Source organism: Magnetococcales bacterium (assembly GCA_015231175.1).
In the GTDB taxonomy this organism is placed as follows: Bacteria; Pseudomonadota; Magnetococcia; order Magnetococcales; family DC0425bin3; genus HA3dbin3.
On record JADGBZ010000004.1, the window covers coordinates 16849 to 42002 of the forward strand.

Here is a 25154-nt window from a genome sequence, read left to right on the forward strand (position 1 = left end):
GGAAATGACTTACGGAAAGGACAGGTAACAAATGAGGCGTTTTTCTTGGTCTTGTTTTCTTGGGTTGGGATTGGTGCTCCCCTTTTCTTCCGCTGCATTTGCAACTTCTACAACATGGACCAATCCCTACACCAATGAAGTCATCAGCTATTCGCCTGACCAACTTCTTCAGCCGGGCAACTCCATGACGCTATCGGGCAACAAGGGGACAACTTTTACCTCGTCATTCGATCAGTCTGGTACGTTGATCACCTTTACGGGTCAGATTTACACCGAGAATGGTCTTTATGCCATTCCAGCTGGTTGTACCTATAATACGACGACCGGTTCCCTCAGTTCGGCCTGTCCAAATGTGGACATATTCTCCAAAATGTACGGTCCTTCTTCCTCTTCTTCTTCTTCTTCTTCCGCTCTGTCCCATTATCCCTCCACGGAGGTGGTGGCGCCTCAGGAGCTGCGAACCGCTGTGACCCAAACCACCAACCAGATCGCCAATCGCGTGGCCACGATCATCCGTGGCAGTGTTTTTGGCTCGCAACGCTCCAGGCAGACCGGCCCCCAGGCCAGCCTCGCCGATGAGAACAAGGCAATGGCATCCCTCGCGTCGGAACTCTCCTCCCCTGTGGGCAGGGCGAAAAACACGTTCGATGGAAACGTCACCGGCGTGGCCGCAGGCAGTGCTCCGGGGGGACACTACGGCCTCTGGACGAATGGATCCTACACCTCCGCATCCGATGACAGTGTGGACTCAAACTCCCGTTCCGGGTTGGGTGAATTCCTTCTGGGTGGAGATATCAAGCTGAATCCAAAAATAGTGCTTGGGTTGGCACTCAATGCCGAAAAAATGTCGGTAAATACCTATTTCAACAACGGCAGGCTCAAATCGGAAGGCTTCGGCGTGACCCCCTATGCGGGATACAAGTTGAACGACAGTATTTATTTCAGCATGCTCTTGGGCTATACCAACCTCAAGTACGATCAAAAGGTTGCCGGGGTCAACAGCTCTCCGCGTGGTGACCGGTATTTCTATACCATTCGCTCGGACTATTATCAGCCTCTGGATGCTGAAGCAAGCCTCAATCTGTATGCCGGTCTGGTAGGCGCATCCGAAACCCTGAAGGCCTACACGGACAATGCCGGGACTTCGTTCAACAAGAAGACAACCCGCCTGAACCAGTTCAATACGGGCATCGAACTGGCACGTGTTGTTGCCAACCGCTTCGAACCGTTCGCCAACGCGGGATTCGAGTACGATTTCAGCCACACCACCATCCTTGGCCAGAGTTATGACACCACCGGTTATAGATTTGGTGCTGGAGTGCGCATTGACATCAACGATTCTCTCAAGGGTGAGGTCTCTGCAGCCGCTGGTATAAGGGCCAACTCAGACGATGAGACGATTGCCGGCAACCTGCGCTACGAGTTCTGATCCCCCAAATTTCAGTGTCCCCCCCCCCCCCGGCTTTTGGCGGGGGGGGGCACTGGGGGCATTGGGCTCCGACTGTTCCGGGCCTCATGGGTTCTTTTGAAAATAAACGGGTTACACAATTGGCTGTCATCGCGTAACTTGTTTATTTTACTTGAACTATCCTTGGACGTGGAATAGTCGAAGCCCGGCGCCTTCCCTACAATCCGTCCTGGAACGGTCGAAGCCCGGCGCCGGAATGAGTGGTTACCCGGCTTTTTTGCCTTCCAGAACTTTGCGGGCAATGTGGCTGGGGACCTCCTGGTAGGTGCCGATCCGCATGGTGTAGAGTCCACGTCCGGAGGTGATGGCATTCAGGACGTTGCCATAGTCCAAGACTTCGGCCATGGGAACATCCGCATGGATGACCTGGGCTCCAGAGCGGGAAACGACCCCTGTAATCCGGCCCCGGCGGCTGTTGAGATCACCGATGACATCGCCAACCACCTCATCGGGCACGGTCACATCCATTTTCATGACGGGTTCCAGGATGACGGCCCCACCCTCCTCCATCCCTTTTTTGAAGGCCATGGCGCCGGCGATGCGAAAGGCATTGTCGGATGAGTCCACCGAGTGGTGGCTGCCATCGACCAGACGCACTTTGAAATCCACCACCGGATAACCGCCGGCGGTACCGGCGGAGAGGGATTCGCGAATGCCTTTCTCGACCGAGGGGATGAACTGGCGGGGGATGACACCGCCGACGATGGCATCTTCAAAGACGAAGCCTGCATCGCGGGGCAGAGGTTCCATCTCGATCCAGCAGTCACCGAACTGGCCACGCCCGCCGGTCTGTTTTTTGAGCCGTCCCTGGACCCGCACTTTGCGGGTGATGGTCTCTCGATAGGGAACCCGGGGTGTTTTCAGAGTGGCCACGGCGCCAAACTTGCGCTTGAGGCGATCCAGGGCCACAGCCAGATGGGTCTGGCCCATGCCGGCCAGGATCATCTCATGGGTCTCCTGGTCGCGATAAAAATGCAAGGTGGGATCCTCTTCGACCAGGCGTCCCAGACCCGTGGAGACCTTGTCTTCCGTTTTGGTGTCCACCTCCACGGCAAAGGCCAGGGGGGGGTCGATATATTTGACCCGTTCATAGTTGATAGGGTGATCCATGGCGCAGAGGGTGTCGCCGGTTTGGGTATGGGCCAGTTTGGCAATGGCTCCCATATCGCCGGCGGAGAGCCGATCCACGGGTTGCATCTCCTTGCCCATCAACTTGAACAAACGTCCCCCTTTTTCCTTGTGTTGGCGTGTGCTGTTGTAGATCTCCTTTTCCGCTTCCAGGATGCCGGAGAAGACGCGCAGCACGGAGAGTTTGCCCGAATAGGGATCGATGGTGGTTTTGAACACCACAGCCGAGAAGGGATCCGTGGCTATGGGCTTGCGTGTCTCTTCCTGGTTGTTGTGTTCGGGATTTTTGCCGACGATGGGTTTGATGATCGCCTTGTCCTGGGGATTGGGCAGGTAATAAAGAAAGCCGTTGGCCAGGGCGCGCACCCCGATGTTGGCCAGGGCCGATCCGCAAAACACCGGCAGCAGGCGCCGGGTCAGGAGGGCTTCCTTCAAGCCCTGGTGCAGGACATCATCGGGTGGGGATTGGTTGTCTTCCAAAAATTTTTCCAGGAGTTGGTCATCGGCTTCGACAATTTTTTCGACCAATTGCTGCCGGTAGTGTTCGGCGTCGGCACGGGCGGAGGCGGGAAGGTCGATCTGGGTAAAAACGCCCTCCCTGGCCGACCAGGCCGTCATGGGGATCAGGTCGACGATGCCCATGAACGTTTCGCCGCTGCCGATGGGAATGGTCAGGGGCAGTGTGGCGATGTTCAGTGATGTTTCGATTTCACCCAGGGTGCGGATGAAGTTTGCCCGGGGTTTGTCCATTTCGTTGATGAAGCCAAGGGCTGGCACCAGGGCATCGCGGATCATGCTGGCGAGTCGTTCGGTTTCAGGTTTGATCCCCGACTCGCCGGAAAAGATGAGGACGGCCCCTCCCACCACCGACAAAACGCCCCGGGTGGCTTCCAAAAAATCGATATAGCCGGGGGTGTCCACCAGGTTGACCGCACAATCCCGCCAGGTGAAGTGGGCCACGTGGGGTGTGGTGGTGATGTGCCGGGCCACCTCTTCCGGTTCGGTGCTCATCACGGTGGTGCCTCGTTCCACCGCACCGCGTTTGGTAATGGATTTGGCGTTGAACAACAATGTCTCGGCCAGAGTTGTCTTGCCGCCGCCGCCGTGGGCGATCAGGGCGATATTGCGAAGCATGCGATTGTCGGTGGTCATCTTCTTTGTCTCCCCAAAAAGATTCGTAATCGTTCAGAGACCCCTGGACCGTAACCATTCACCATTCACCATTCAGCTCGGCGCCCGAAAACGAATCGGGGCCCAGGGGGCTGGCTCTCTGGCAGGTCCAGGACAGAGTCCTGGTGGGGTTCGGGGCGAAGCCCTGACAAAGGCTTTCATGTCCGGGTTTTTCTTGCAAGGGTGTTGGATAGTGACGATGGCCTTGGCTGCGCACCTGACCTTGACTCGATGGTGCAGGGGAGTATGCTTCAATTCCTACTGATTTAGTATGGTTTAACCAGCAAAAGGAGAACACCATGTCGGATACACGACCCGGCTCGATGCAGGATGCAGCCCAGCATGGCGGTCAGGGGGGATTGTTGCCGGGGGTACGCAACGTCATTGCCGTGGCTTCGGGCAAGGGGGGGGTGGGCAAATCCACCACGGCGGTCAATCTGGCTCTGGCTCTGCATCAGAGTGGCGCCACAGTGGGCATTCTGGATGCCGATGTTTATGGTCCCAGCCTGCCGCGTATGTTGAACGTGCCGCGCATGCCCAACGACAGTGAGGGGGGGGAGAACGGCATTTTGCCGGTGGTGGTGTATGGCATCAAGGCCATTTCCATGGGCTTTTTTGTTCCCGAGGGGGCCCCCATGGTTTGGCGGGGTCCGATGGTGGGCATGGCTGTCGAGCAGTTGTTGCGTGATGTTGACTGGGGCGTATTGGACTATTTGGTGGTGGACCTTCCTCCCGGAACGGGGGATGCGCAGTTGACTTTGACGCAAAAGGTGCCTCTGACCGGCGTGGTGATTGTCTCCACGCCGCAGGATGTGGCCCTGTCCGATGTGAGGAAGGGGATCAACATGTTTCGCAAGGTCGACGTGCCGGTATTGGGGATCATCGAAAACATGTCCTACCACATTTGTTCCAACTGTGGTCACCGGGCGGAGATTTTTTCTCATGGCGGGGCGCGCCGGCAGGCGGAGTCGGAGGGGATGACCTTCCTTGGCGAGATTCCCCTGGACCAGGAGATTCGCGAGGATGCCGATAGCGGCCAGCCGATTGTTGTGGCGCGTCCGGATGCGCCGCAGAGTGTCATTTATCGGCAGATTGCGGCGGCTGTGGTGGCACGTGTGGAGGAGATCAATCTTGAGAAGGGGGATGCGCCCCGTATTGTTGTCGAGTAAGGATTGAAAAACGGGGATGGAGGTCCAGGAGGAAGGGCTGCGCCCTTCCTCCAGGTGGGGTTTGGGGCGAAGCCCCGAAAAAAATACGACCGCACAGACCACCCTTCATGCGGTTTTTGCCATGCTGGGTGATTGCCAGGAGGCAGCTTTTCCCGTGGCCAACCAGTATGCGTATTCCGGTGCCAGACCAAAGCCGCAGGGCCAGGCAAAGGTAGGTCACTCATCAAGGGAGACGTGGCGAAACTCCTCCAGGTTGCGAAGAGGCGCGGCGGCTGGGACCATGTGAACCAGCTCTGCCAGGTCGGCCACGCCACTTTCGCCAGAGTTGTAAAGTCAGGCGCAACTGATAGTCCCCCACATACTCCACGGCTTGCAGGCAATGGGCATGGCACACCTCCTCAGACCAAAGGATCCACTTTGTGGAACTCATTGAAATACATGAGTACCACAATACCAAGGAATCTTGAAATTTCGGACACAAAAAACCACCGCTCTCAGGATATGTTGACCGTCCGTATACGCTGTTGGCTCCTTAATTTTTATCCAGATATTTGAGCGGATTGTAAGGTTTGATGCTCTTGCGCAATTCAAAGTGCAACCGGGGCGTGGTGGCGCGTCCAGATTGTCCAGAGTGGGCGATCACATCTCCGGCCTGAACTCTCTGGCCCCGGTTGACTGCGATGTTGCTGTTGTGGGCATAGGCGGTCATGTACCCTCCCGCATGCCGGACGATGATCATGTTGCCATAACCGGGCAGACTGTTGTCGGCATAGGCGACAACGCCGCCGGCAGCTGCCTTGACCGGTGTTCCAACCGGTACGGCGATATCGATCCCGTTGTTTTGCATCCCTTTGCGGCGTCCAAAATGGCTCACCACCTTGCCACCCTCGACGGGCCAGAGCCAATCCCTGGGTGTGCCGGACCTTGAGCCCAGGCGGCGGTTGTTGTGGTGGTTGGTCTCTTCTTCAGGTTCCGCTTTTTCTTCATCCTGCTGTCCGCTGCGGTCATGGGTGGGCAGGGAAGCGACCACTGTTGTGGCGGGTGCGGCGGCGGCGCTCCTGGCCTGGTCTGCCTGACCGGACCCTTTGGTCTCTTCGGCTGGGGCCTGACGGGAGGTTTGTCGTGTGTCGGAACCCTGGGCATGGGCTTGATCAGGTCTGGTACGGTTGTGGGCGCCTTGGTTGTGGGCCTGGGTTGCGGCGCGGGATTGGCGGTCGGCAATGGCCTTGCTTTTGGTTTCGGCGGCAGAGTGGGCTTGGGCAGCGATCCTGGTCTCGGCAGCGATTTTTGCCTTGGCTTCGGCGGCTGACTCGGCTTCGGCGGCCTCCTTGGCCTGGGCAGCCTGGGCAGCTTTTGCCCGGGTCACCCTGCTGTTGTCGTTCCTCTTGACCACTGCATCGCCAGGAACCTGGTTTCTGCCTCCGGTCTGAGTGGAACTCTCGGTGCGTGCCGTGGTGGCTTCATCCTGCTTCCCGGTTGCATCCGGGTTTTTGTCACTCCCCTTGTGTCCCGTCCTGGCTTGGGGATCGGCTTGACCGGCAGGGGAAGAGGGGTGCCGACTCTGGGCTGGGGTGGTTTTGTTTTGGGTCTCGATCGGCGCAACAGGGTGCTCCCCTTTGGCCGCCGTCTGGGGTGTGTACCCGGGTTTTTCCACGGGAGATTTGCCGGGAACGGGGGTTGGTTTTCCATGGGGGGCCATGTTGGATGCAACGGCTGTTTTTTCTTTTGCGGCGGAAGGGGTTGCGGCTGCGGTGGCCGCTTCGGCGGAGGCGCTGCGCGCCGTCGTGGCGGCGGCATGGGCGCCGGCTGTTGTTGGGGATGGGACCACAGCGGTGGCAGAGGAGCCGGCATGCGTGGCGCCGCTCGCTGTGGCCAGGGCAGCGCCGGTGGTGGCGAGGAGAGGAGCCCGTGCTTTTGTCGAAGCCGCTGTCTTGTCACCGCGAGTGGTTTGGTTCGGGGTGGATTTTGCCGACGGGGGTGGTGGGGCTACCCCGACTCCCGGGGCTGCGGGAGGTTGACCGGGTGATGCCGACGGGTTGGTGTGCTCTCCCGGGGGTGGCATGAGATCGGACTTTTCAATGGTCGCAGGGCGCTCGACAATGGACGGGGCGGCGATCATGCTGCCAGCGTCGGAAATCTCTTTTTCACTTCCGAGGGGTGTTTCGGCAGGGGTCTCGCTGGGGGCGGCGTCCTCCCCAGGTGCTTCTCCCGGGGGTGGTTGGCGCCATTTTTTGTGTCGTCTGGAGACTGCGGTCTCTTGGCCGGGCGGGGGCGTGACCACCAATTTTTGGCCGAGCAGCAGGAGGTCGGGATCGTTGATTTTGTTCCAGGCGGCCAGTTGTTCCACATCCACGCCATGGACCACCGCGATGGCCCACAGGGTATCCCCGGCCTGGACGGTGTATGTGCCCGAAGCGGAGCGGCTGATGCGTTGAGTTGGGGCGGGTGGGGTATCCCATGCCAGGGGCGGTCCGTTGGCGATACGGATGGGGGCCCGTTCGCGCCCGGGCCGATCCCGCAGTGGATCGGCAGATTGGCAGCCACTCAACACCACCAGGGCTGTCAGGATACCAACACCGTAAGTCAGATGGGTTACTTTCATAGACTCGACTTTGATCCCGTGCGGATCGATCCCTGTCAGATGGTGTCCAAAAGCATTTGGGCCGGTTTTTTAATTCCTGGTCGGCTTCAATGCCATCCTTGGGCGCCGAGCAGGGGGACGAAACAGCATGGCTCCAGGATTTCCCGGATCTCGCCGTGGCGATGATTGACGATGCGGAGTAGTTGTTGTTGTTCCTGGCTGCCCATGGGGATGACCATCACGCCACCGAGGGTGAGTTGCTGCATCAGGGTCTGTGGGACGACCGGGGCGCCTGCCGTGACCATGATCCGGTCAAACTGGCGCTCTTCCGGCCAGCCGAGGGAACCATCCCCCATCAGGCAGGTGACGTTGTGCAGCCCCATGCTTCGCAGCCGCCGAGCGGCCAGATGGGCCAGTTCGGGCAGGCGCTCGATGGTATGGACGTGGTGGCCCAGGCGGGCCAGGATGGCGGTCTGGTAGCCGGAGCCGGTGCCGATCTCCAAGATATTCTCCTGGCCGGTCAGGCGCAGGGCTTCGGTCATGCGGGCGACGGTGTAGGGGCGTGAGAGGGTTTGTTTTTCGCCGATGGGCAGGGTGACATCGCCGTAGGCACGCTCTTCCAGGGCTTCATCGACAAAAAGATGACGGGGAAGTTCCCGCATCACGGCCAGCACCTGCGGGTCGCTGATGCCACGCCCTTCAAGCTGTTCGCGCACCATGTGTTCCTGGGCGCGACTGGGGAGAAACCCGTTGCGGCGTTGGGGGGGAGCCGGGTGGGATTGTGTTAAAGAAAAGTGGGCCATTTGGCGAGTTCTTCCATGGCTTCGTCAAAAAAGGCATCGATATGCAGCGGTGTGACCGAGACATGGCCTGCCGCTACGGCCTGAAAATCTTCCATGTAACGTTTTTCGCTGGCGCCAGGATGGGGCCGCCAAAAGGCGGCACCCGTCACGGGACCGCCGGCAACCCGGGAGGGACGTGGACGGCGTCCGGTGCGTGTGACAACAGGGGTCTTGATAGCAAAAATCGGGCCATTTGGAACATTGATGTTCAGGAAGGTGGAGCGGGGGAGGAGGCGTGTGCGCCACTGACCGGCCAGGACGGTGGCAAAACGAGCGGCGGTTTCAAAATGCCAGGGGGGCTCGCCGGCCAGGGAGATGGCAAGGGCCGGAATGCCATGCAGGACAGCTTCGCGGGCAGCGCCGACGGTGCCGGAGTAGTAGATATCTTCGGCCAGATTGGCCCCGGCATTGATGCCGGTGATCACCAGATCGGGCAGGGTTGGCAGGATTTGCCGGACGCCTACCTGGATACAGTCGGCGGGTGTGCCATCGAGGCCGTACCAGCGTTCGCCATAGTCGGTGGCCTGGAGGGTGCGTTCCACGGTGATGGCATGGGAGGTGCCGCTGCGGTTGCGGTCCGGGGCCACCACGGTCACCTCTCCGAGGCGGGTCACCGCCTCGGCCAGTGCTTTCAGGCCGGGGGATTGGATGCCATCATCGTTGGCTATGAGGATTTGCATGGCATGCTCGCATCAGGGGCTTCCTGGCCTGGAGTGGGTCAGCAGGCGATGGAGATCCAGCAATTCACGATGGATCTCCCGCAGGGTGTCATGGGGTGGCAGCATACTCTCCTGGCGCAGATATTCCCGGACACCGGAGATGGTCAATCTTTGTTTGTAGAGCAGGTGGCGGACGCGCAGCAGCAGATCCACATCCTGCCGTCGGTAGATGCGCCGGTGACCGATGCGTCTCAGGGGGCGGATTTGGGGGAACTCCTTCTCCCAATACCGGAGCACATGCGGCGCCACGCCCAGGATGGCGGCCACCTCGCCCATGTCGAGGAAGCTTCTGTCAGGCAGCATTGTCATTCAGCCATTTGCTCGATGGTGTGGATCCCCCCAATTCCCCGAGGCTACGGGAAACCCTGTATTTCGTCAACCGTAACCATTCAGCACCCAGGGCAATCGCATGTGACATGGACCCACCCGGGGCCATGATCGCCTTTTGGAATGGGGGTCTAGTGGCTCAACCGACATGATTTGAAGTGTTCACTTTTCGTGACTATTCTGCACTCTTTCAAGAAAAGCTTGGAAATGAAAGCCTTTGTCAGGGCTTCGCCCCGAACCCCACCAGGGCGCTGCCCTGGACAAAGCCAGGGAGCCAGCCCCCTGGACCCCGTTTCATGGTTGAGCTGTTCCTGGAGCATTGGAACATTTCTGCACATCAAATCAACACGGTTGAGCCACTAGAGTTGCAGCATGAGGGAGTCCGTTTGACTGCGTCCGCCCAACCACTGGGGGGGAGCCGAGTTGTTCTGGTGGTTGCGGGCGGCAACGAGATCCAGGGTGGGCAGATGGCCGGCCCTGGCCTTGCTGACGCCATCGTGGGCAATCTCCTTGTCAAGACGGGCTTCAAGCAGGCCTGGATTGCTTTGCAGGGCGTTGGCGATCCAGGCGGTGATGTCGTCGGGGTCCGGGTGGTGCAGGGGAATCGGCTCGGGCAGAGGTTGCAACCGGGTGAGATACTGGCTGGTTCCGACAATCTCATGCAGAGCTTCCTCAGCGTTTTCCACGGCGTTGGCCGCATCGATGACACCGGTCTGGGCCAAATCATGGCCGGCCTGGGCCTCAAAGAGATCCGTGCGGATGGCGGAGCCCACACGCAGGCGCTCCTTGACCATCTCCAGGCGCACGGCCATGGTTTTCTTTTCCGCTTCGTTCACAGCCAGGGTCTCCCAGGCCAGGAGCAGATCGAAATAACGCTGCGCCACACGCATCACCAGACCTTGTTCGGCGGTGGCATAAGCCAGGATGGCTTTTTCCTGTTCCTTCTCCGCCTGGCGTAAATCCACGATGTTGTCCCAGTGGAAAAGTGGCACATTCAGTGTCAGGGTCTGGGCCGTCACGCCATAGCTTGTGGGAAAGGTCTCCCGTTGCTTCATGCTGGCTGCACTGGCCTGGGCCGACAGGGAGGGAAGCAGCCTGGCGAGACTTTGGGGGCGACGCTCCATGGCCACCATTTTTTGTTCCCTGGCCATCTGAAATGCAGCGTCCCGGATGGATGCGAGTTGGTAGAGTTGGGGAAGGGTCACCACATCCGCAGCGGCGGTCTGGGCACACAAGCCAAGGCAATCCAATATCAGCATCCATGTTCAATATCTCACGCGACGCCTCCTTGTTGAGTTTCTCATGGCGCTTTGAAATGGGGGTCCAGGGGACTGGCTCCCTGGCAAACCCAGGACAGAGTCCTGGTGGGGCTCGAAACAAAGCCCTGACAAGACAGGGTGCCGACTGGCGACGACTAAAATTTGACCCCACAGGTACGTGACCGGCGTTTATGGTGATCCATGCGGCAGGCGTGCCCAAAATAGACCTCCAGGGTCGCCTGTATGGATCCGTCGGGTTGGGGATAAAGGCTGCGGTAGATCGCTTCCAGCTCGTGCACAAACCCCTTGCCGGTCAGACCAGGGTGGCGGACGTGGTGATGGTTGCCTGCCCCCAGATGCTTAAGTCGCCGGAGAAGATCGGAGACCGAAGGGAAGGCAAGACGGTGATAATCCCGGTCCATCACCGGGATGGCCAGGCCGCTGGCGATCAGGTCATCGCCAACCCGGCGCATGTCCGGTGTTGCCAAGACGCGGGGCCACATGCGACCATGGCGTTGCTGATCGAGCGTGGCCAGGGCGCGGCGCAACTCCTTCAGGGTTTCGTCGCCGCAGGTGGTGAAAAGAAACATGCCCTCGGGGCGCAAAACGCGGCGCACCTCCCGGAAGACAGGCCCGGGCTCGGCACACCAGTGCAGGGCCATGTTGGAAATCACCAGATCGAAGCTGGCGTCAGCTAGGGGCAGGTGGGCCAGGTCGGCGGTCAGGGCGGGGTGCGGAGCCTCCCCCGGGTTGGGGTGCGGCGGAAAGCGACGTGGCGTGACCGGATCCAGGCCCACCCGCGTCAGGGAGGCTTGGGGCCAGCGGCTGTGCGACAGTGCGGCAACGACCCCGCTCCGGTCGCCCAAATCGAGGATATGGCCAGGTTGCAGGCGGATATCTTCCAGGCGGGCCACCAGGGCCGTGGCAATCTGTGCCAATGGCTCCGTGGCGTCCGCCCGGGCCAGAGCGCACCACAGCCGCCCCCGATCCACCAGGGACAATGGAGGAGAAAAGTCCGGTTCGCAGTCGTGATACGAGGAGTATGCATTCATGACCATAGCCGCTTTATTGTGCCATAGATTGAATGAGGGGAGAAGTTTTTTTCAACGGGTCCACACGAGCGGGCAACAGGGGTGGAGGTTGCTCCTTGACCTTCTCTTTCCTTCCCGGTGCCCGGTTTGTCAGACCTCCGTCGCCACACCTCACACGCTGTGCCGGGCTTGTGAACAGGATTTGCCGGCCAGGCCGGACGCCTTTTGCCGGCGTTGTGGGGAGATGACGGAGCAACCGATGCAGACCTGTAGCGCCTGCCAGGATGTGGCATGGGCGCCAGATGGTTTTTATTGTGCCTTCGTTTTTGAGGATCGCGTGCGAACATTGTTGCATGCTTTCAAATACAAGGATCAGGGACATCTGGCCAAGATGCTGGGTGGCCTGTGTTGGGAGCGTCTTGGCCCTGATTTACAACAGGAAACACTGGATGTGGTCATTCCCATGCCGTTGCACTGGCGGCGTTTGTGGTGGCGGCGCTACAATCAGTCCGCCTTGTTGGCCAGGGTGTTGTCCCATCACCTTGGCAAACCCATGGATACCGGAGGCCTGATACGGCGGCGCAACACCATCCCACAAGCCAATCTGGATGCTGGCGGTCGCCGGGAAAATGTGCGCGGGGCATTCCTGGCGGATGCCAGGCGGGTCCAGGGGAGGCAGGTGCTGCTCGTGGATGATGTGACCACCACGGGAGCCACCTTGACAGCGGCTGCGTTTGCCCTGAAGCATGCCGGGGCCAGGCGGGTGGTTGTCGTGGTTTTGGCGAGGGCCTTGCCGACCCATGGCGTGGTGTCGTCCATGGGTTGACCCAGGTCGTGCGATGCCAAGAAGGTCTTGCGTACCCAAATGCTTGTCGACCGTGGTAGAGTGTCTCCCCTGATGCAGTGTCTCCCCTGATGCCTTGTTTTGCCGGTCACTTATAAACTGTGCCCTGGATCCAATTCGAAGGAGAAAGCCATGCCCGAGATTGTCATCTACTCCACCACCACCTGTCCCTACTGTGTGAAGGCCAAAATGCTTTTGGACAAAAAGAAGGCCACCTACCAGGAGATCAATTTGACTTTGGATCCCAGCCGCCGGGATGAAATGCTCAAACGGGCCCAAGGCCGCAAGACCGTACCGCAGATTTTTATCGGGGATCACCATGTGGGAGGGTGCGACGACCTGTATGCCCTGGAGTCGGAAGGTAAACTGGATGCCCTCCTGGGGCGTGGATAGACACCATGGCTGGCAACCCGATCATTCCCGATGCGCGGTCGGTTTTGGCGGCGGTGATCCAGCTTTGTTCCGGATCGGACCGGGCGGCCAATCTGGACCGGGCTGGCCGTCTCATGGACCGGGCCGTGGACCGGGGCGCTGAACTACTCGTATTGCCGGAAAATTTTTCTTTCATGGGGCAGACGGAAGAGGAAAAACGCCGCCATCGGGAGGATCCAGAGGCCAGCCCGTCTCTGCAATTCTTGGTGGAGCTGGCCAGACGGCGGCGCGTCTGGATTGTGGGAGGATCGATTCCCATGCTGGTTGCCGGGCAGGAGAAAAGCACGAGCAGTTGTTGTCTCCTCGATCCGCACGGCGAGATCCGCGCCCGCTATGACAAGATCCATCTTTTCGACGTGCGCCTTGGATCGGGTGAACCCTATCAAGAGTCGGCGGTGATCGTGCCGGGGCGAACCCCGCTCTGTGGCGATACCCCTTTTGGCCGGATCGGGTTGTCCATCTGTTACGATCTGCGCTTTCCGGAACTGTACCGACGGCTGGTGTCGGCGGGAGCGACCTTGTTGACCGTTCCCTCCGCCTTCACCCTGACGACCGGGAAGGATCATTGGGAGTTGTTGCTGCGGGCCAGGGCAGTGGAAAATTTTGCTTATGTCCTGGCGCCCAACCAGGGAGGGGTCCACCCGGGTGGCCGCCGCACCTACGGGCACTCCATGATCGTCGATCCCTGGGGGAGTGTCATCGCCCGCTGCCCCGATGGAGAAGGGTTTGCCATGGCGGAACTGGATCCGGTCCGGGTTTCGACTTGTCGGGAACAGATACCCTGCCTGGCGCATCGTGTTCTTGCGGACCGATAAACGATTGAAAGACTGGGATGGAGGTCCAGGAGGAAGGGCTGCGCCCTTCCTCCTGGTGGGGTTCGGGGCGAAGCCCTGACAATATCTTTCATGTCAAAGCTTTCCATTTGGACTTTGCCGAGGTTGACCCATGATTATCAAAACCCTGAGCATCACCTGCGATTTGTTCGACGCCATCCCCCGCATCCAGGCACAGTTGGGAGCGGCTGGATTTACAGCGGATTTTCTCCCCCTGTTGCGGCACATCCACGACAATCTGGCCCAGGGCCCCAACCCGGATATCAGCACTCCCCTGGTGGATGCACTTGATTGGGGGTTCCACAGCCCCATTCAACCCGTCGTGGAGACCATCATTCAGGCTCAACGTTTCGACTGGCGTTTCATCACCGGGCGACGGCGCCGTTTCAAGGCATTGGCGCCCGGGCAGCCGGTGGCGCCGAATCTGGCAACCCTGTGGCAACGCGCCCTGGAGAAATCCACAGCCTGCATGGCCCATTACGGCAGCGCTTCCTCCTGAGAGGCGTTGGATCCGCAGGACGGGCAGGCTGTCAATCCAATGGCTGGTCCATACCCGTGATCCGATCAAAAATATGGTGTTCGGCATAGAGTTTCCAGAAATGGTAACGCTGGGCGTAGGGATCCGCCACTTGAACGCGGCATATCCCCCATGTTTTTTCCAACAAGGATGGGTCTGCGAGGGCCGCACGGCGCAAGACTGCCCAGTCGTTGCGACCACCCCGGGCAATGACATCATCAATGGCCGCAAGGGTGAATGTCTGGTGATTCAAATGCCGATGTTGCATGGTCGTGACGATCCTGAACGCACCGGGGCCCAGGGGGCTGGCTACCTGGCAGGTCCAGGACGCGGTTCTCCTTTTGGAACCAAAGGCCCCTGAATGGCCAGGTCTCCCGAGCGGCCCTCCACCTGACCCCATGTCACAGTGTGCAAGGGGAGATGTTCACCTGCCAGACGGCCATGGAGATCGGCCAAGGTGCCGATGACACAACCCGCTTGTCGCCACCCTCGCAAGAGGGCCTCCATGACCGGGAGCAACTTCATCCCCTCCAGCTCGGCGTGCAAAGTATAGACGTGACCCTGCGGACGAGGTGCCTGACTGGCGGCGAGAAGGTGTTGGGCAACATTGTCCGGGGTCAAACCATTCCTTCCGATCAACTCGTCCAGGGTGGGAAGGGTGGTGGGGAGTTGTACACAGGTGGAGCGGATACCCTGCATGAACGGCAGAAAGGGGTGGGTGCCACGGGTATCGCTGGCGTGGGAAAATCCGCCGCTCTCCTCCAGAGCCAGGGTGTGGGGGTTGACCTGCCATCCGGCAGCGCCATGCACCTGGGCCGGGTGGCCGAAAACCTCTTGATAGACGGCCTGGGCCTTGGCCATTTCGTGTTGCGTCCAGGTGTGATCCTGGCGGGCAACGTGGTCCTGCCAATAGACGTGATCGTGACAGTGGACGCCGGTTTCGTGCCCAGCCAGGGCTGTGGTGCGCAACACATCGCCGGCCTGACGGCCAATATGGGGGCCAGGCAGGAGAACCCCATACAGCACGGTTTTGAGGCCATAGTGGCTCAATACCGAAGTACGCCCAACCTTGTTCAAAAACCCCCGGCGAAAGACGCGCCGCAGGGCACGTCCGGTGTGGTCAGGCCCCAGACTGAAAAGAAACGTGGCGCGGACCTCATGGCGGTCGAACAGACGCAACAGCGCCGGCACCCCTTCCCGGGTACCGCGAAAGGTATCCACGTCAACCTTGAGGGCGATATGCATGACCTACTCCCGCCTACCCCCCTTCGTGATCGTCCAACAGGGAACCAGCCTGTTCCACTTCGTGGCGATAGGTATCAAAAATCTTGCGCAGGGAACTCCGGAGCGTGATGCGGGGTTGCCAATGCAAATCCTGTTGAATGTTTTCGATCCAAGGCACGCGGGTCTGGATATCCTGATACCCCTCCCCATAGTACTCTTTGGCTTGGACATCGACCAGGCGGACACTTTTCAATCCAGACTCGTATTCCGGGAACTCGGCTGCGGTTTCGAGCATAACCTCGGCCAGTTCGCGGATGGAGATGTCATTTTCCGGGTTGCCGATGTTGTATATTTTCCCCCTGGCCACCCCTTGAGGATTGCGGATGACTTCCATGAGAGCATGGATGCCGTCGTCAATATCGGTAAAGCAGCGCCGTTGCAGGCCGCCATCCACCAGGGAGATGGGCTCCCCCCGGGCGATATGGCCCAAAAACTGGGTCACCACGCGGGAGCTGCCCTCCTTGGGGGTGTGCAAATTGTCGAGCCCCGGTCCGATCCAGTTGAAAGGACGAAACAAAGTAAAATCCAGCTCCCGCTCCATGCCGTAGGCCCAGATGACCCGATCCATCAATTGTTTGGCACAGGAGTAGATCCAGCGTTGTTTGGTGATGGGCCCCAACACCAGGTGCGACAGATCCGGGTGGAAAGCGGCATCGGAACACATACCGTAGACTTCGGAGGTGGAGGGAAAGATCACCCGCTTCTTGTGGTTGACGCAGGCGCGCACGATGTGCAGGTTGGCCTCGAAGTCCAGTTCAAAGACCTGGAGCGGGTGCCGTACATAGGCTGCCGGCGTGGCGATGGCCACCAGAGGCAGAATGACGTCGCATTTTTTTATGTGGTACTCCATCCACTCCCGGTTGATGGAGATATCCCCCTCGAAAAAATGAAATTGTGGATGGGACAGGAGCGCCTCCACCCGATCGGTGTGCATGTCCATGCCGTAGACGTGCCACGGCGTGGTGCGCAAAATCCGGTGTGAGAGGTGGTGACCGATAAAGCCGTTGACACCGAAAATCAATATTTTCACAGAGATGGCTCACCCAGGCTTGAGAAGAAAGGCAACTATTCACCACTTGGCAACGAAGCGGGGTCCAGGGGGCTGGCTCCCTGGCAGGTCCAGGACAGAGTCCTGGTGGGGTTCGGGGCGAAGCCCTGACAAAAGCTTTCATATCCAAGCCTTTCCTGAAAGGGTGCTGAATAGTTACGAAGAAAGTATCTGTTCAGCACCGAAAGCGCCCAATCTTTATCAGGTCGCCGGCGCCTTGGGAAGAGTCACCGTGATGGTGGTGCCCTCTTCCTCGGAGGAGCGCATGGTGATGTGTCCATGTTGGGTTTTGGCGATCAGCATGGCCGAATAGGTACCCAGACCAGTCCCTGTTGATTTGCCGGAGGTCACATACTTTTCAAAAAACCGGGAGCGAATTTCCTCCGGGACGGCGCCAAAATTGTGTATGGTCACCATCACGTTTTCTGCGTGCCCAAACAGGATGGTGATGGGATGCTTTTTGGGGGAGGCCTCCAGGGCGTTTTTGAACACGTTGGTAAACATCGAATAGCTGAGCAACTCCTCGCCCCAGAAGAAACACGTATCACTCTCCTCGACAGGGCGGTCATCGATTCGCATCCTCAACTCGACCTGCTTGTATTTGATCTGGGCCTTGGCATCGAGCACAATACTGCGCATGATGGAGATCAGATCGATGGATGCAGGGTTGAGTTGGTAGCTGCCCCTCTCCATTCTGAGGATACCCAGGGAGAGGTTGACCATGTTGATGGCCCGATAGCCAAGATCTTTGATGATGTGGACGGTGCTCTTGTGTTCCGAGGCCAGGGTGTCCGCCTGTTCCAGAAAGTCGGCAAAACTGATGATGCCGTTGATGGGTGACTTGAGATCGTGGCGGGTGATGTTTTCAACGTCTTTTTTGAGGGCCTCGGTTGCCTTCAGGACGGCCAGTTCCTCCCTGGCCACAGCAGAGGCCTTTTCTTCCGTCAAATCCCGGGAGTAACCCACCGACCCCATGACGTTGCCGTTTTTGTCGCGCAGCAACAGGGCCGTGACCCGGGCGGGAAACTCCTCGCCGTTTTTTTTCCGACCGGTGATCTCACCGATAAAATGGCCTTGGGTGCGCATCTTCTCGCCCACAGCCAGAAACTCCTCTTCGCGGGCATAGAGCTGGGCGATGGACATGTTCGCCATTTCTTGCGGCGTATAGCCGTAGACCTTTTGCGCCGCCTTGTTGACGATCTTGATTTTACGTTGGGCATCCACGGAGACGATCATGTCCGCAGCCAGGTCGATGATGGCGTCGGTGTATTCCGTCTCCTCGACGAGGAGATCCATGGATGCCGCGTGGATTTGCCGGTCGTCTTGCGCTGCACAGATATTCCAGCGATCCTCCATGGAGCCTGGCGGTCGAGCCGGATCGGATTTTTCCGGGGTGAAAGTCACCACCCGGCACGCTGGCAGGTTGATCTCTTCACCTGAATGGTGCAGCCGGATGTTCCGTGCCTGACGGTCCACGGTAGAGAACGTTCCGAAACCTTCGAGGGTGACCTGGATTCCCTCCTCCAGGCTGTGCCGAATGTTGCGCGTGACGGCCTTGACGGCTTGGGCAGCCTGCTCCAGGCTTAACCCGGTGTCACGGGCGACTTGCGCTATGAGTTCGGATGGATCCATGGCCTGCCTTCCCACTCTGAACATGAAAGCCTTCGTCAGGGTCTCGCACCGAACCCCGCCAGGAAAAGGGCGCGGCCATCCCTCCTGGACCTCCATTCCGGTTCCCCTGGAGTATACCCCCCGGATGGGGGAGAATCCAACGCCCTGCATCGACCCGCCGCATGTCATCCGCCGAAGGTCGCCACAAAGCGTTGCCAGTCGGCAGGGGTATCCACATCCCATCGCAGGGGCAGTTCGTGCCACGACCAACCCAGGACGCCGAATCGTTCCCGCGTAGCCAGGGCCACGGTTGGTGTACTCCAGGCCATGCCCCGAAAGAGGGAGGGGTCGGTTTGGCGCAAGCCCAGCAGGAGGTAACCTCCATCTTCGGTCGGTCCGAGAACGGCAGGGTGTGTGGTCAGGGCCTGTGCAGCGGCATCCAGATCGGTCAAAGTCAGGGAGACGGCATCACCGCCGATCAGCAGCATGGCGGGCGACTCCGCCAGAGCGGCCCGGGTGATGGCCGCCATGCGCTCGCCCAGATCTCCCGATGGTTGCAGACGCAACTGCCCGACTTGGGCCAGGTTGGCACAGGCGGGATGCGTGGTGTTGGGGGTACACCACAACCGAAACAGGCGATCGGGTCCGGCAGCGCACCAGGCACGGGCTTTTGCCACCACGTGTGCCAGCAACCTGGCATGAGCATGGGCCGCTCCCTCCGCTCCCAGCATCGGCATCAAACGGGTTTTGACCAGACCGGGTTGCGGCACCTTGGCCATGAGGTTCAAAGAGATGTAAGCCGAGCGCACCATGGTCGCGAGGGTGTCATGACCCGGAGGAAAACGGGGCAGCCTTCACCATGCTCCAAGTCGCTGTCGCTGCATCAAAAAACTGGAGGGTCTGGTCCGGCGATGGCATGCCAAGCACCACCTTGATAACCTCGCTTGCCGCTGCATTGGCCACCAATCCCGCCAAAACGGATCTCTGCCCATCTGGCGAAACATCCTGACCGAAAACAGTTTTTTGTTGGACCAGCAAGCTCTCTTCCACCCCGGAAAGGGATCTCTCTCCCCCATGGAGCGTGAACACCGCGCCCCAGAGCATCTCCCTGCGAGCAACGATCAGGGGCAACGCTCGTTCCCGGCACATCCGGGCCAAAATGCGCGTGCTTTCCGGTCGATTGCCACAGTCGAGAAGCAGTTGGCAGCCAGCCAGCCAGGGTGTGGCCATGCCCTCGGTCCAGTGCGCCACCACCGAGGTTATCTGGACATCCGGGTTCAAGTTGTGGAGCGCATGGGCCGCAGCAAGGGATTTGGGGGAACCGATCTGCGATCTGGCGTAAACGACTGCGTGTTCGGGTGTGGCCGCTGTCACCGCCGCACCATCGATCAGGGTGATGTGGCCCACGCCGGCAGCCGCCAGGTACAGTGCCGCGACCGAACCCAACGCACCCGTCCCCAGCACCACCACCCCAGCCGCCAACAATCGCGCCTGCCCCAGACCACCGATCTCACGCAGCATGATCTGCCGCGAGTACCGCTCCATCTGACTTTCGGTAAAATCCATGGTAACCGTTCAGCACCCATCCAAAAAAAGCTTGAAAAAAAGGTAACCATTCACCACCCTTGCAAGAAAAGCTTGGACATGGAAGCCTTTGTCAGGGCTTCGCCCCGAACCCCACCAGGACTCTGTCCTGGACCTGCCAGGGAGCCAGCCCCCTGGACCCCGATTCGTTGGCGGGTGGTGAATAGTTACAAAAAAAGTAACTATTCAGCACCCTTTCAAAAAAAGCCTGGATATGAAAGCCTTTGTCAGGGCTTCGCCCCGAACCCCACCAGGACTCTGTCCTGGACCTGCCAGGGAGCCAGCCCCCTGGACCCCGATTCGTGGTCGGGTGGTGAATAGTTACGAAAGATATCACTCCCCTTTGGGTCGGGCAGCGCTGCGGGCGACGCGGAAACCAAGGCTTTCTCTCCGCTCCTCCCCGGAAATGCCGCCCCGATTGGCACATCGTACATACCACGAAGTGCCATCCCAGGAACCCCCGCGATAAACACGGTTGGAATTGTTCTCTTCGTACAGAGGATCCACGGGTGCGTGTTTTTTGTAGGCCTGTTCCTGGTAGGCATCCTGGACGAACTCCCAGATATTACCCAATATGTCATGCAGACCGAAAGCGTTGGGGCGCAACTGGCCCACCGGGTGCATTTCGTTGCGGGAGTCGCCGTCAAACCATGCATAGAGGCTCATTTCATCGACTCGGTTTCCCCAGAAACGCGACGTTGTCGATCCGGCCCGGCAGGCATACTCCCACTCGGCCTCCGTGGGCAAACGGTAGGTTGTGGTCTTTTCCATGATGTTCAGACGCCGGATAAACTCCTGCACATCACTCCAGCTCACCTGATCGACGGGAAGATCCCGTGCCCTGAATTTGCTGGGGTTCTCTTGCATCACAGCCACCCATTGTGCCTGCGTCACCTCATACTTGCCCAGGTAGAATGGTTTGCCGATAGTGACACGATGCTGCGGCATCTCATCGGGGAAGGCCTCGGCATCAAAATTTTTGTCGGAACCCATCATGAAGGTTCCGGATGGTATCAGAACGAACTCCATGCCAAGGCGATTGGCATAGACCTTGACAGACTCGGTGCGCACCGGCCCATGTCCAGTTGGTTGCGCTGCAACCGACGCGGCAGCAACCAACCAACCAAAAAGAGTCAAGCAACAAAACCGTTTCATGTCCGTATGACGCCAACGTACTGGAAGAACAAGTGATCCCTGGGAGAATGGCTCAGATGTACCATGTGTCAGGAATGGTCTCCGGTGCCAGAGGTGCGACCACCTGGCGGGTTGTCTCCTCTCCGCAGGTCATTTCCATGGTGACCTCTGGAAGATGCCGCCCCTTGCCATAACGGGCGACAAGACGGCAGAGCAAATGGACGCCATCCTGGTCTGGCGTCCCCTCCACCAGTGCCAGGGGGCCGGGAAGATCCGGCGCATGCACCATGATCCGACCGTGCCGAAAACCCCGCAAAAAATTGTTCTCGGTCTCATCGCGACCGATGATCACCTTGTATGCCGGGTCGGGGCGCAGATGGCGTCCGGCCTTGAGCAGAAGAATATCGTCCAGGGTGTATTGTTTGCTGCCGCGCGTGTGCCAGAGGTCGCGCAAACGGCTGGCATAATTTTCATCGGTCAAAAAACAGCAGCCGCCCGATGGCGAGGGGTAATCCGTGATGCCAAAATGGGCGGCCAAATCCATTTGCGGCGTGCGGGTGCGGCCCGAAAAACCCAGCAGGCGCGAACGATCCACCCAACCCCGCTTTTCCGGTTCGGTGATCGGCAGCCGCAAGGCGCAGAGAGGTCGCAGCAACCATCCCTCCGCTCCGGCATCGCGGGAAATCACTGGCATGGTGTCCTTGCGTTGACTCATGGGACGCTGTCCGACCACCTCGCCGGTGAATAGAAAGTCAAACCCGAGCCTCTCCTTGATCTCCATGGCCTTTTTGACCATGAAAACCTTGCAGTCCAGACAAGGGTTGAGATTTTTGCCATAGCCATAGCGGGGCTGCGTGACAATCTGCACATAGGGTTCGGAGATATCCACCATATGCAATTTGATACCCAGCGCCTTGGCGGCGTGCAAGGCATCGTGCCGAGGGGGTGGAGCGCCCTCCCTGGGATTGCGAATCGCCCCCGTATGAGACTGGATGCAAAAGCCGGTGAAAAAATTGACACACTCCACGACGATGCCCTGTTCCTGGAGCACACGCACGGCCAGCGTGCTGTCCAAACCTCCCGATAAAAGTCCAAGGGCGCGAATTTCGGACATTTTTTGCTCCTTATGTCCGTTGCGGAAGGTGCATGTTCACCCCTGCAACAGTCGGGCGGCGTGCAGGGCGTGGTAGGTCAGGATCAAATCCGCCCCGGCTCGCCGGAAAGCAGTCATGATCTCCAAAACGATCCGATCCTCATGGATCCAACCCTGGCTGGCAGCGGCCTTGACCATGGCATATTCGCCGCTGACATTGTAGACAGCCAGGGGAAGATCAAACCGGTCGCGCATCTCCCGCAGGATATCCAGGTAGGCGAGACCGGGTTTGACCATGACCATGTCCGCTCCCTCGGCAACATCGAGGGTCACCTCCCGGAGGGCCTCGCGGCGATTGGCGGGATCCATCTGGTAGGTGCGCCGATCGCCGAATTGTGGCGTGCTGTCGGCTGCATCGCGAAAAGGTCCATAAAATGCGGAGGCGTATTTGGCAGCATAGGACATGATGGGCACATGCGTCGATCGGGCACCATCCAGACCGCGACGAATGGCAGCCACCATGCCATCCATCATGCCCGATGGCGCCACCATGTCCACCCCAGCCCGGGCATGCGTCACGGCGGATTGGCTCAACCTCTCCAGGGTGGCATCGTTGTCCACATCCCCTGCCTGGATGACACCACAGTGACCATGGCTGGTGTACTCACAAAAACAAAGGTCGGATATGACGAACAGATCCGGTTGGGCATCTTTGATGGCACGAATGGCCCGCTGGATGATGCCGGTATCCTGACAGGCATCTTCCCCCAATGGATCCTTCCGCTCCGGGATACCAAAAAGGATCACACCTCCCAGCCCCGCCTCGACGGCGGAGCGCGCCAGCAGCAAGGTTTGATCAATGGATCGTTGCTCCACCCCAGGCATGGATGGAACAGGCCGTCGAACCCCGTCGCCTGGCACCACAAACAGAGGCAAAATCAGGTCGCTCGGCTGCACCAGGGTCTCTCGTACCAAACGTCGGACCGACTCCGTGCGACGCAAGCGGCGCGGACGATGGCAGAGAGGGGCGGCTGTTGAGTCGGGCATGATCGGATACTCCAGACAATAAACGCCCTCCGTCTGCGGTGAACGCATGGCGCCACAGGATGCCCATCCCGGCGCCATCCGGCAAGAGTCCATGATGACCGGAATGGCGCAAGCCCCTGCCTCGAAGCGGAACAAACCCCCTGGCCTATCGAGCCAGAGGCATCTCCAGATGGACAGCGGGAAATCCGGCGCCCTCATTGCCGGATCCAACAGTTGCATGCCCGGGGGAGTCTGCACGGTTGCCCTCAGGGTGAAAAACGACACCAACGATGGCGCGGAGCCGTTTCCGCTCTGCAAGCGTCAGATGGCGATAACCGGAGATGGCGCCAAAACACCCGGGTTCGCCGCACTGGCACTCAAAGGGGGAGGCCATATCCCATTCCGTCGTCAGATAGTTGAAGGTGATCTCCTCACCAACCGCTATGGGACGCAGCGTTCTCACCGACAGGGATGAAAAGTCAATACAACAGTTTGGTTCACACGAATGATTGATGAACCCCCATTGCTTCCCCTCGGGGAGCATGTGGCGCCCGTTGCCCAACTGCAAGGTATACCTGGACGGACGATCCACCTCGCGACCGGACAGAGGCAACACGGCCTCGCCTTCGCGGAGGGGCACTTTGGTAAAAACCGCCTTGCCAACCTCCCGCTCACGAATTTCAATTTTCTCCAACCAACCGGTCATTCATTCGCTCCTGCTTAGGTGTCATTAGGTGGCATCATGAGGACGTGGCATCCACGGTCATGAGCCGAAAAGCGCCATATCCGTTGAACCGCGTGGCCAACTCAAGGGAATAGGCGCCGAGGCAACCAACTTCTAGCCAATCTTCAGCCGCCATGTCGAGAGGCAACCGATAGGGTCCAGGAAAAAAATCATTGCTGTCACAGGTGGGACCGGCAAGGGAATACTCCTCCATCGGAACCATCGCCCCGTCATCCACCTTCCCCGCCCGGATGATACGCCGCACCGGATGCATGGCGCGCATCCACCACAGCTCGGAGAGCAAACCATGTTTCCCATCACCCAGAACCAACTGGTTACCCTTGCGTGCGATCACCTGAACCGCCACGCTGCCCGCATGGGCCACGACGCAGCGTCCGGGTTCGCTCTGCACGATCAGGGAAGGTTCCCATGCGTCCTGCGCCCGTGTGAGGGCTTCTCCAATACTGGCGCCAAACAGGTCCAGAGAGGGTTCGGAATCACCATAGCGGGCCGGAAAGCCGCCACCCACATCGAGAACCGACAGGGGAATGGCCATCTCCCTGACAAGTTGGGCCACTTCGGCAATGGCGGTTGCATAGGCTTGCGGCTCCAGGCACTGACTGCCGACATGAAACGTCAGCCCGCAGGCGATACCGCCAGCGACGATACGGGCCAGCAAATGTTTGGTTTCGTCCCGTGTGGCCCCAAACTTACCACTCATATCATAAACGGCTCGTCCCCGACTGACCTTCATTCTGACGATGAAACACAAGCCATGAACACCTTGTGTGGCGGAAAGCAACCTGTCCAGTTCATCCTGGGAATCGAGGGCAAAGGTCGTCACGCCCAGGCTCACGGCTTTCTGGATCTCGTCCCTGCTCTTCACGGGATTCATGAAAGCGCAGGTTGCATGGGGCGCCACCTTGCGCACTGCGAGGAGCTCTTCCAGGGATGCGACATCAAAATGTGTCACCCCCTGGAGGGCCATTCTTGACAGGAGATCAGGATGGGAATTGGCCTTGACGGCGTAATGAGGAAGAGGCAAAGCCGCAAGGGTGGTGTGGATCAGGCGGGACAAGGTATTCAGGTTCAGGCAAAACAGCGCTCCCCCGGTTGGTTCCCGGACGATGCGTTCGGCAAGAACCAGCCGACTACCCCAATCGACCCCCGCCGTCCTGATGGGCACGCAGGAGCCTGGAATGTCGGAATTTTTGTTGAGAATTCCTGAGTAGACCATTGAGTCCATGAACTCCTCTGCACCCTCGCCAGGTTTCATGCAACGGGCGCTCCGGCGGTGTCCCGCCACTTTTCTCAAAACCGGCCCTTGATT

General features: G+C 59.3%; 24 protein-coding genes. 6 read left to right on the forward strand and 18 right to left on the reverse strand.

Annotated elements, in window-relative coordinates; all coding sequences use genetic code 11:
* Positions 1-31: 31 nt before the first annotated feature.
* Entirely contained in the window at positions 32-1429 is a 1398-nt protein-coding gene (locus tag HQL63_01470) for an autotransporter outer membrane beta-barrel domain-containing protein (protein MBF0175506.1), read from the forward strand.
* Positions 1430-1672: 243 nt separating this feature from the next.
* Here HQL63_01470 and HQL63_01475 read toward each other — a convergent pair whose 3' ends face one another.
* The gene (locus HQL63_01475; GenBank protein ID MBF0175507.1) at positions 1673-3748 is read right to left on the reverse strand and encodes an elongation factor G; all 2076 of its coding nucleotides are present in this window, start codon (positions 3746-3748) and stop codon (positions 1673-1675) included.
* A gap of 317 nt (positions 3749-4065) precedes the next feature.
* On the opposite strand from HQL63_01475, the gene apbC reads away from it, so the two are divergent.
* Positions 4066-4935 carry an iron-sulfur cluster carrier protein ApbC gene (gene apbC / locus HQL63_01480; GenBank protein MBF0175508.1) on the forward strand — a complete coding sequence of 290 codons (870 nt, stop codon included), beginning with the start codon at positions 4066-4068 and terminating at the stop codon, positions 4933-4935.
* Between the two features lie 532 nt (positions 4936-5467).
* Here apbC and HQL63_01485 read toward each other — a convergent pair.
* From HQL63_01485 to HQL63_01510, 6 genes are all read right to left on the reverse strand, one after another.
* Positions 5468-7537, reverse strand: coding sequence for a peptidoglycan DD-metalloendopeptidase family protein (locus HQL63_01485; protein ID MBF0175509.1), 2070 nt, complete (start codon positions 7535-7537; stop codon positions 5468-5470).
* An 86-nt stretch (positions 7538-7623) separates the two neighbouring features.
* Positions 7624-8319 carry a protein-L-isoaspartate(D-aspartate) O-methyltransferase gene (locus tag HQL63_01490; GenBank protein MBF0175510.1) on the reverse strand — a complete coding sequence of 232 codons (696 nt, stop codon included), beginning with the start codon at positions 8317-8319 and terminating at the stop codon, positions 7624-7626.
* On the reverse strand, positions 8301-9038 hold the full coding sequence (surE, locus tag HQL63_01495; GenBank protein ID MBF0175511.1) for a 5'/3'-nucleotidase SurE: 738 nt from the start codon (positions 9036-9038) through the stop codon (positions 8301-8303). The genes HQL63_01490 and surE overlap by 19 nt, the downstream gene beginning before the upstream one ends.
* Positions 9039-9050: 12 nt before the next feature.
* Positions 9051-9386: a MerR family transcriptional regulator gene (locus tag HQL63_01500; GenBank protein ID MBF0175512.1), complete on the reverse strand. Its 336-nt coding sequence runs from the start codon at positions 9384-9386 to the stop codon at positions 9051-9053.
* Between the two features lie 377 nt (positions 9387-9763).
* Entirely contained in the window at positions 9764-10663 is a 900-nt protein-coding gene (locus HQL63_01505; GenBank protein MBF0175513.1) for a TolC family protein, read from the reverse strand.
* A gap of 155 nt (positions 10664-10818) precedes the next feature.
* Complete coding sequence (locus tag HQL63_01510; GenBank protein ID MBF0175514.1) at positions 10819-11715, reverse strand: methyltransferase domain-containing protein; 897 nt, start codon at positions 11713-11715, stop codon at positions 10819-10821.
* On the opposite strand from HQL63_01510, the gene HQL63_01515 reads away from it, so the two are divergent.
* The 4 genes from HQL63_01515 (at position 11714) to HQL63_01530 (ending at position 14302) form a co-directional block, all read left to right on the forward strand.
* Positions 11714-12520, forward strand: coding sequence for a ComF family protein (locus HQL63_01515; GenBank protein MBF0175515.1), 807 nt, complete (start codon positions 11714-11716; stop codon positions 12518-12520). The two genes, HQL63_01510 and HQL63_01515, sit on opposite strands and share 2 nt — an antisense overlap.
* Positions 12521-12670: 150 nt before the next feature.
* Entirely contained in the window at positions 12671-12931 is a 261-nt protein-coding gene (grxC, locus tag HQL63_01520; protein MBF0175516.1) for a glutaredoxin 3, read from the forward strand.
* Positions 12932-12936: 5 nt separating this feature from the next.
* A complete protein-coding gene (locus HQL63_01525) occupies positions 12937-13785 on the forward strand; it encodes a carbon-nitrogen hydrolase family protein (GenBank protein ID MBF0175517.1) in 849 nt (282 codons plus the stop codon).
* A 130-nt stretch (positions 13786-13915) separates the two neighbouring features.
* Positions 13916-14302: a hypothetical protein gene (locus tag HQL63_01530; protein MBF0175518.1), complete on the forward strand. Its 387-nt coding sequence runs from the start codon at positions 13916-13918 to the stop codon at positions 14300-14302.
* 31 nt (positions 14303-14333) lie between these two features.
* Here the strand turns inward: HQL63_01530 and HQL63_01535 are convergent, their stop codons facing one another.
* The 11 genes from HQL63_01535 to HQL63_01585 all read right to left on the reverse strand — a co-directional run bounded on the left by HQL63_01535 (position 14334) and on the right by HQL63_01585 (position 25100).
* Positions 14334-14588 carry a hypothetical protein gene (locus HQL63_01535; GenBank protein ID MBF0175519.1) on the reverse strand — a complete coding sequence of 85 codons (255 nt, stop codon included), beginning with the start codon at positions 14586-14588 and terminating at the stop codon, positions 14334-14336.
* A gap of 41 nt (positions 14589-14629) precedes the next feature.
* The gene (locus tag HQL63_01540) at positions 14630-15565 is read right to left on the reverse strand and encodes a 4-deoxy-4-formamido-L-arabinose-phosphoundecaprenol deformylase (GenBank protein MBF0175520.1); all 936 of its coding nucleotides are present in this window, start codon (positions 15563-15565) and stop codon (positions 14630-14632) included.
* Positions 15566-15578: 13 nt separating this feature from the next.
* On the reverse strand, positions 15579-16634 hold the full coding sequence (locus HQL63_01545) for a bifunctional UDP-4-keto-pentose/UDP-xylose synthase (protein ID MBF0175521.1): 1056 nt from the start codon (positions 16632-16634) through the stop codon (positions 15579-15581).
* Positions 16635-16853: 219 nt separating this feature from the next.
* Positions 16854-18284 carry an HU family DNA-binding protein gene (locus tag HQL63_01550; GenBank protein MBF0175522.1) on the reverse strand — a complete coding sequence of 477 codons (1431 nt, stop codon included), beginning with the start codon at positions 18282-18284 and terminating at the stop codon, positions 16854-16856.
* Between the two features lie 164 nt (positions 18285-18448).
* Positions 18449-19075, reverse strand: a complete 627-nt coding sequence (locus tag HQL63_01555; GenBank protein MBF0175523.1) for a TIGR04282 family arsenosugar biosynthesis glycosyltransferase — start codon at positions 19073-19075, stop codon at positions 18449-18451.
* A gap of 13 nt (positions 19076-19088) precedes the next feature.
* Positions 19089-19829 carry a ThiF family adenylyltransferase gene (locus HQL63_01560; protein ID MBF0175524.1) on the reverse strand — a complete coding sequence of 247 codons (741 nt, stop codon included), beginning with the start codon at positions 19827-19829 and terminating at the stop codon, positions 19089-19091.
* Positions 19830-20180: 351 nt separating this feature from the next.
* Positions 20181-21002, reverse strand: coding sequence for a formylglycine-generating enzyme family protein (locus tag HQL63_01565; GenBank protein ID MBF0175525.1), 822 nt, complete (start codon positions 21000-21002; stop codon positions 20181-20183).
* Positions 21003-21054: 52 nt separating this feature from the next.
* Positions 21055-22095, reverse strand: a complete 1041-nt coding sequence (locus tag HQL63_01570) for a tRNA (5-methylaminomethyl-2-thiouridylate)-methyltransferase (GenBank protein MBF0175526.1) — start codon at positions 22093-22095, stop codon at positions 21055-21057.
* A gap of 36 nt (positions 22096-22131) precedes the next feature.
* The gene (hemB, locus tag HQL63_01575; GenBank protein ID MBF0175527.1) at positions 22132-23121 is read right to left on the reverse strand and encodes a porphobilinogen synthase; all 990 of its coding nucleotides are present in this window, start codon (positions 23119-23121) and stop codon (positions 22132-22134) included.
* 145 nt (positions 23122-23266) lie between these two features.
* Positions 23267-23806 (reverse strand): SET domain-containing protein, encoded by a 540-nt coding sequence (locus HQL63_01580; GenBank protein ID MBF0175528.1) that lies wholly within the window; start codon positions 23804-23806, stop codon positions 23267-23269.
* A 34-nt stretch (positions 23807-23840) separates the two neighbouring features.
* Complete coding sequence (locus HQL63_01585; protein MBF0175529.1) at positions 23841-25100, reverse strand: alanine racemase; 1260 nt, start codon at positions 25098-25100, stop codon at positions 23841-23843.
* Positions 25101-25154 lie beyond the last annotated feature (54 nt).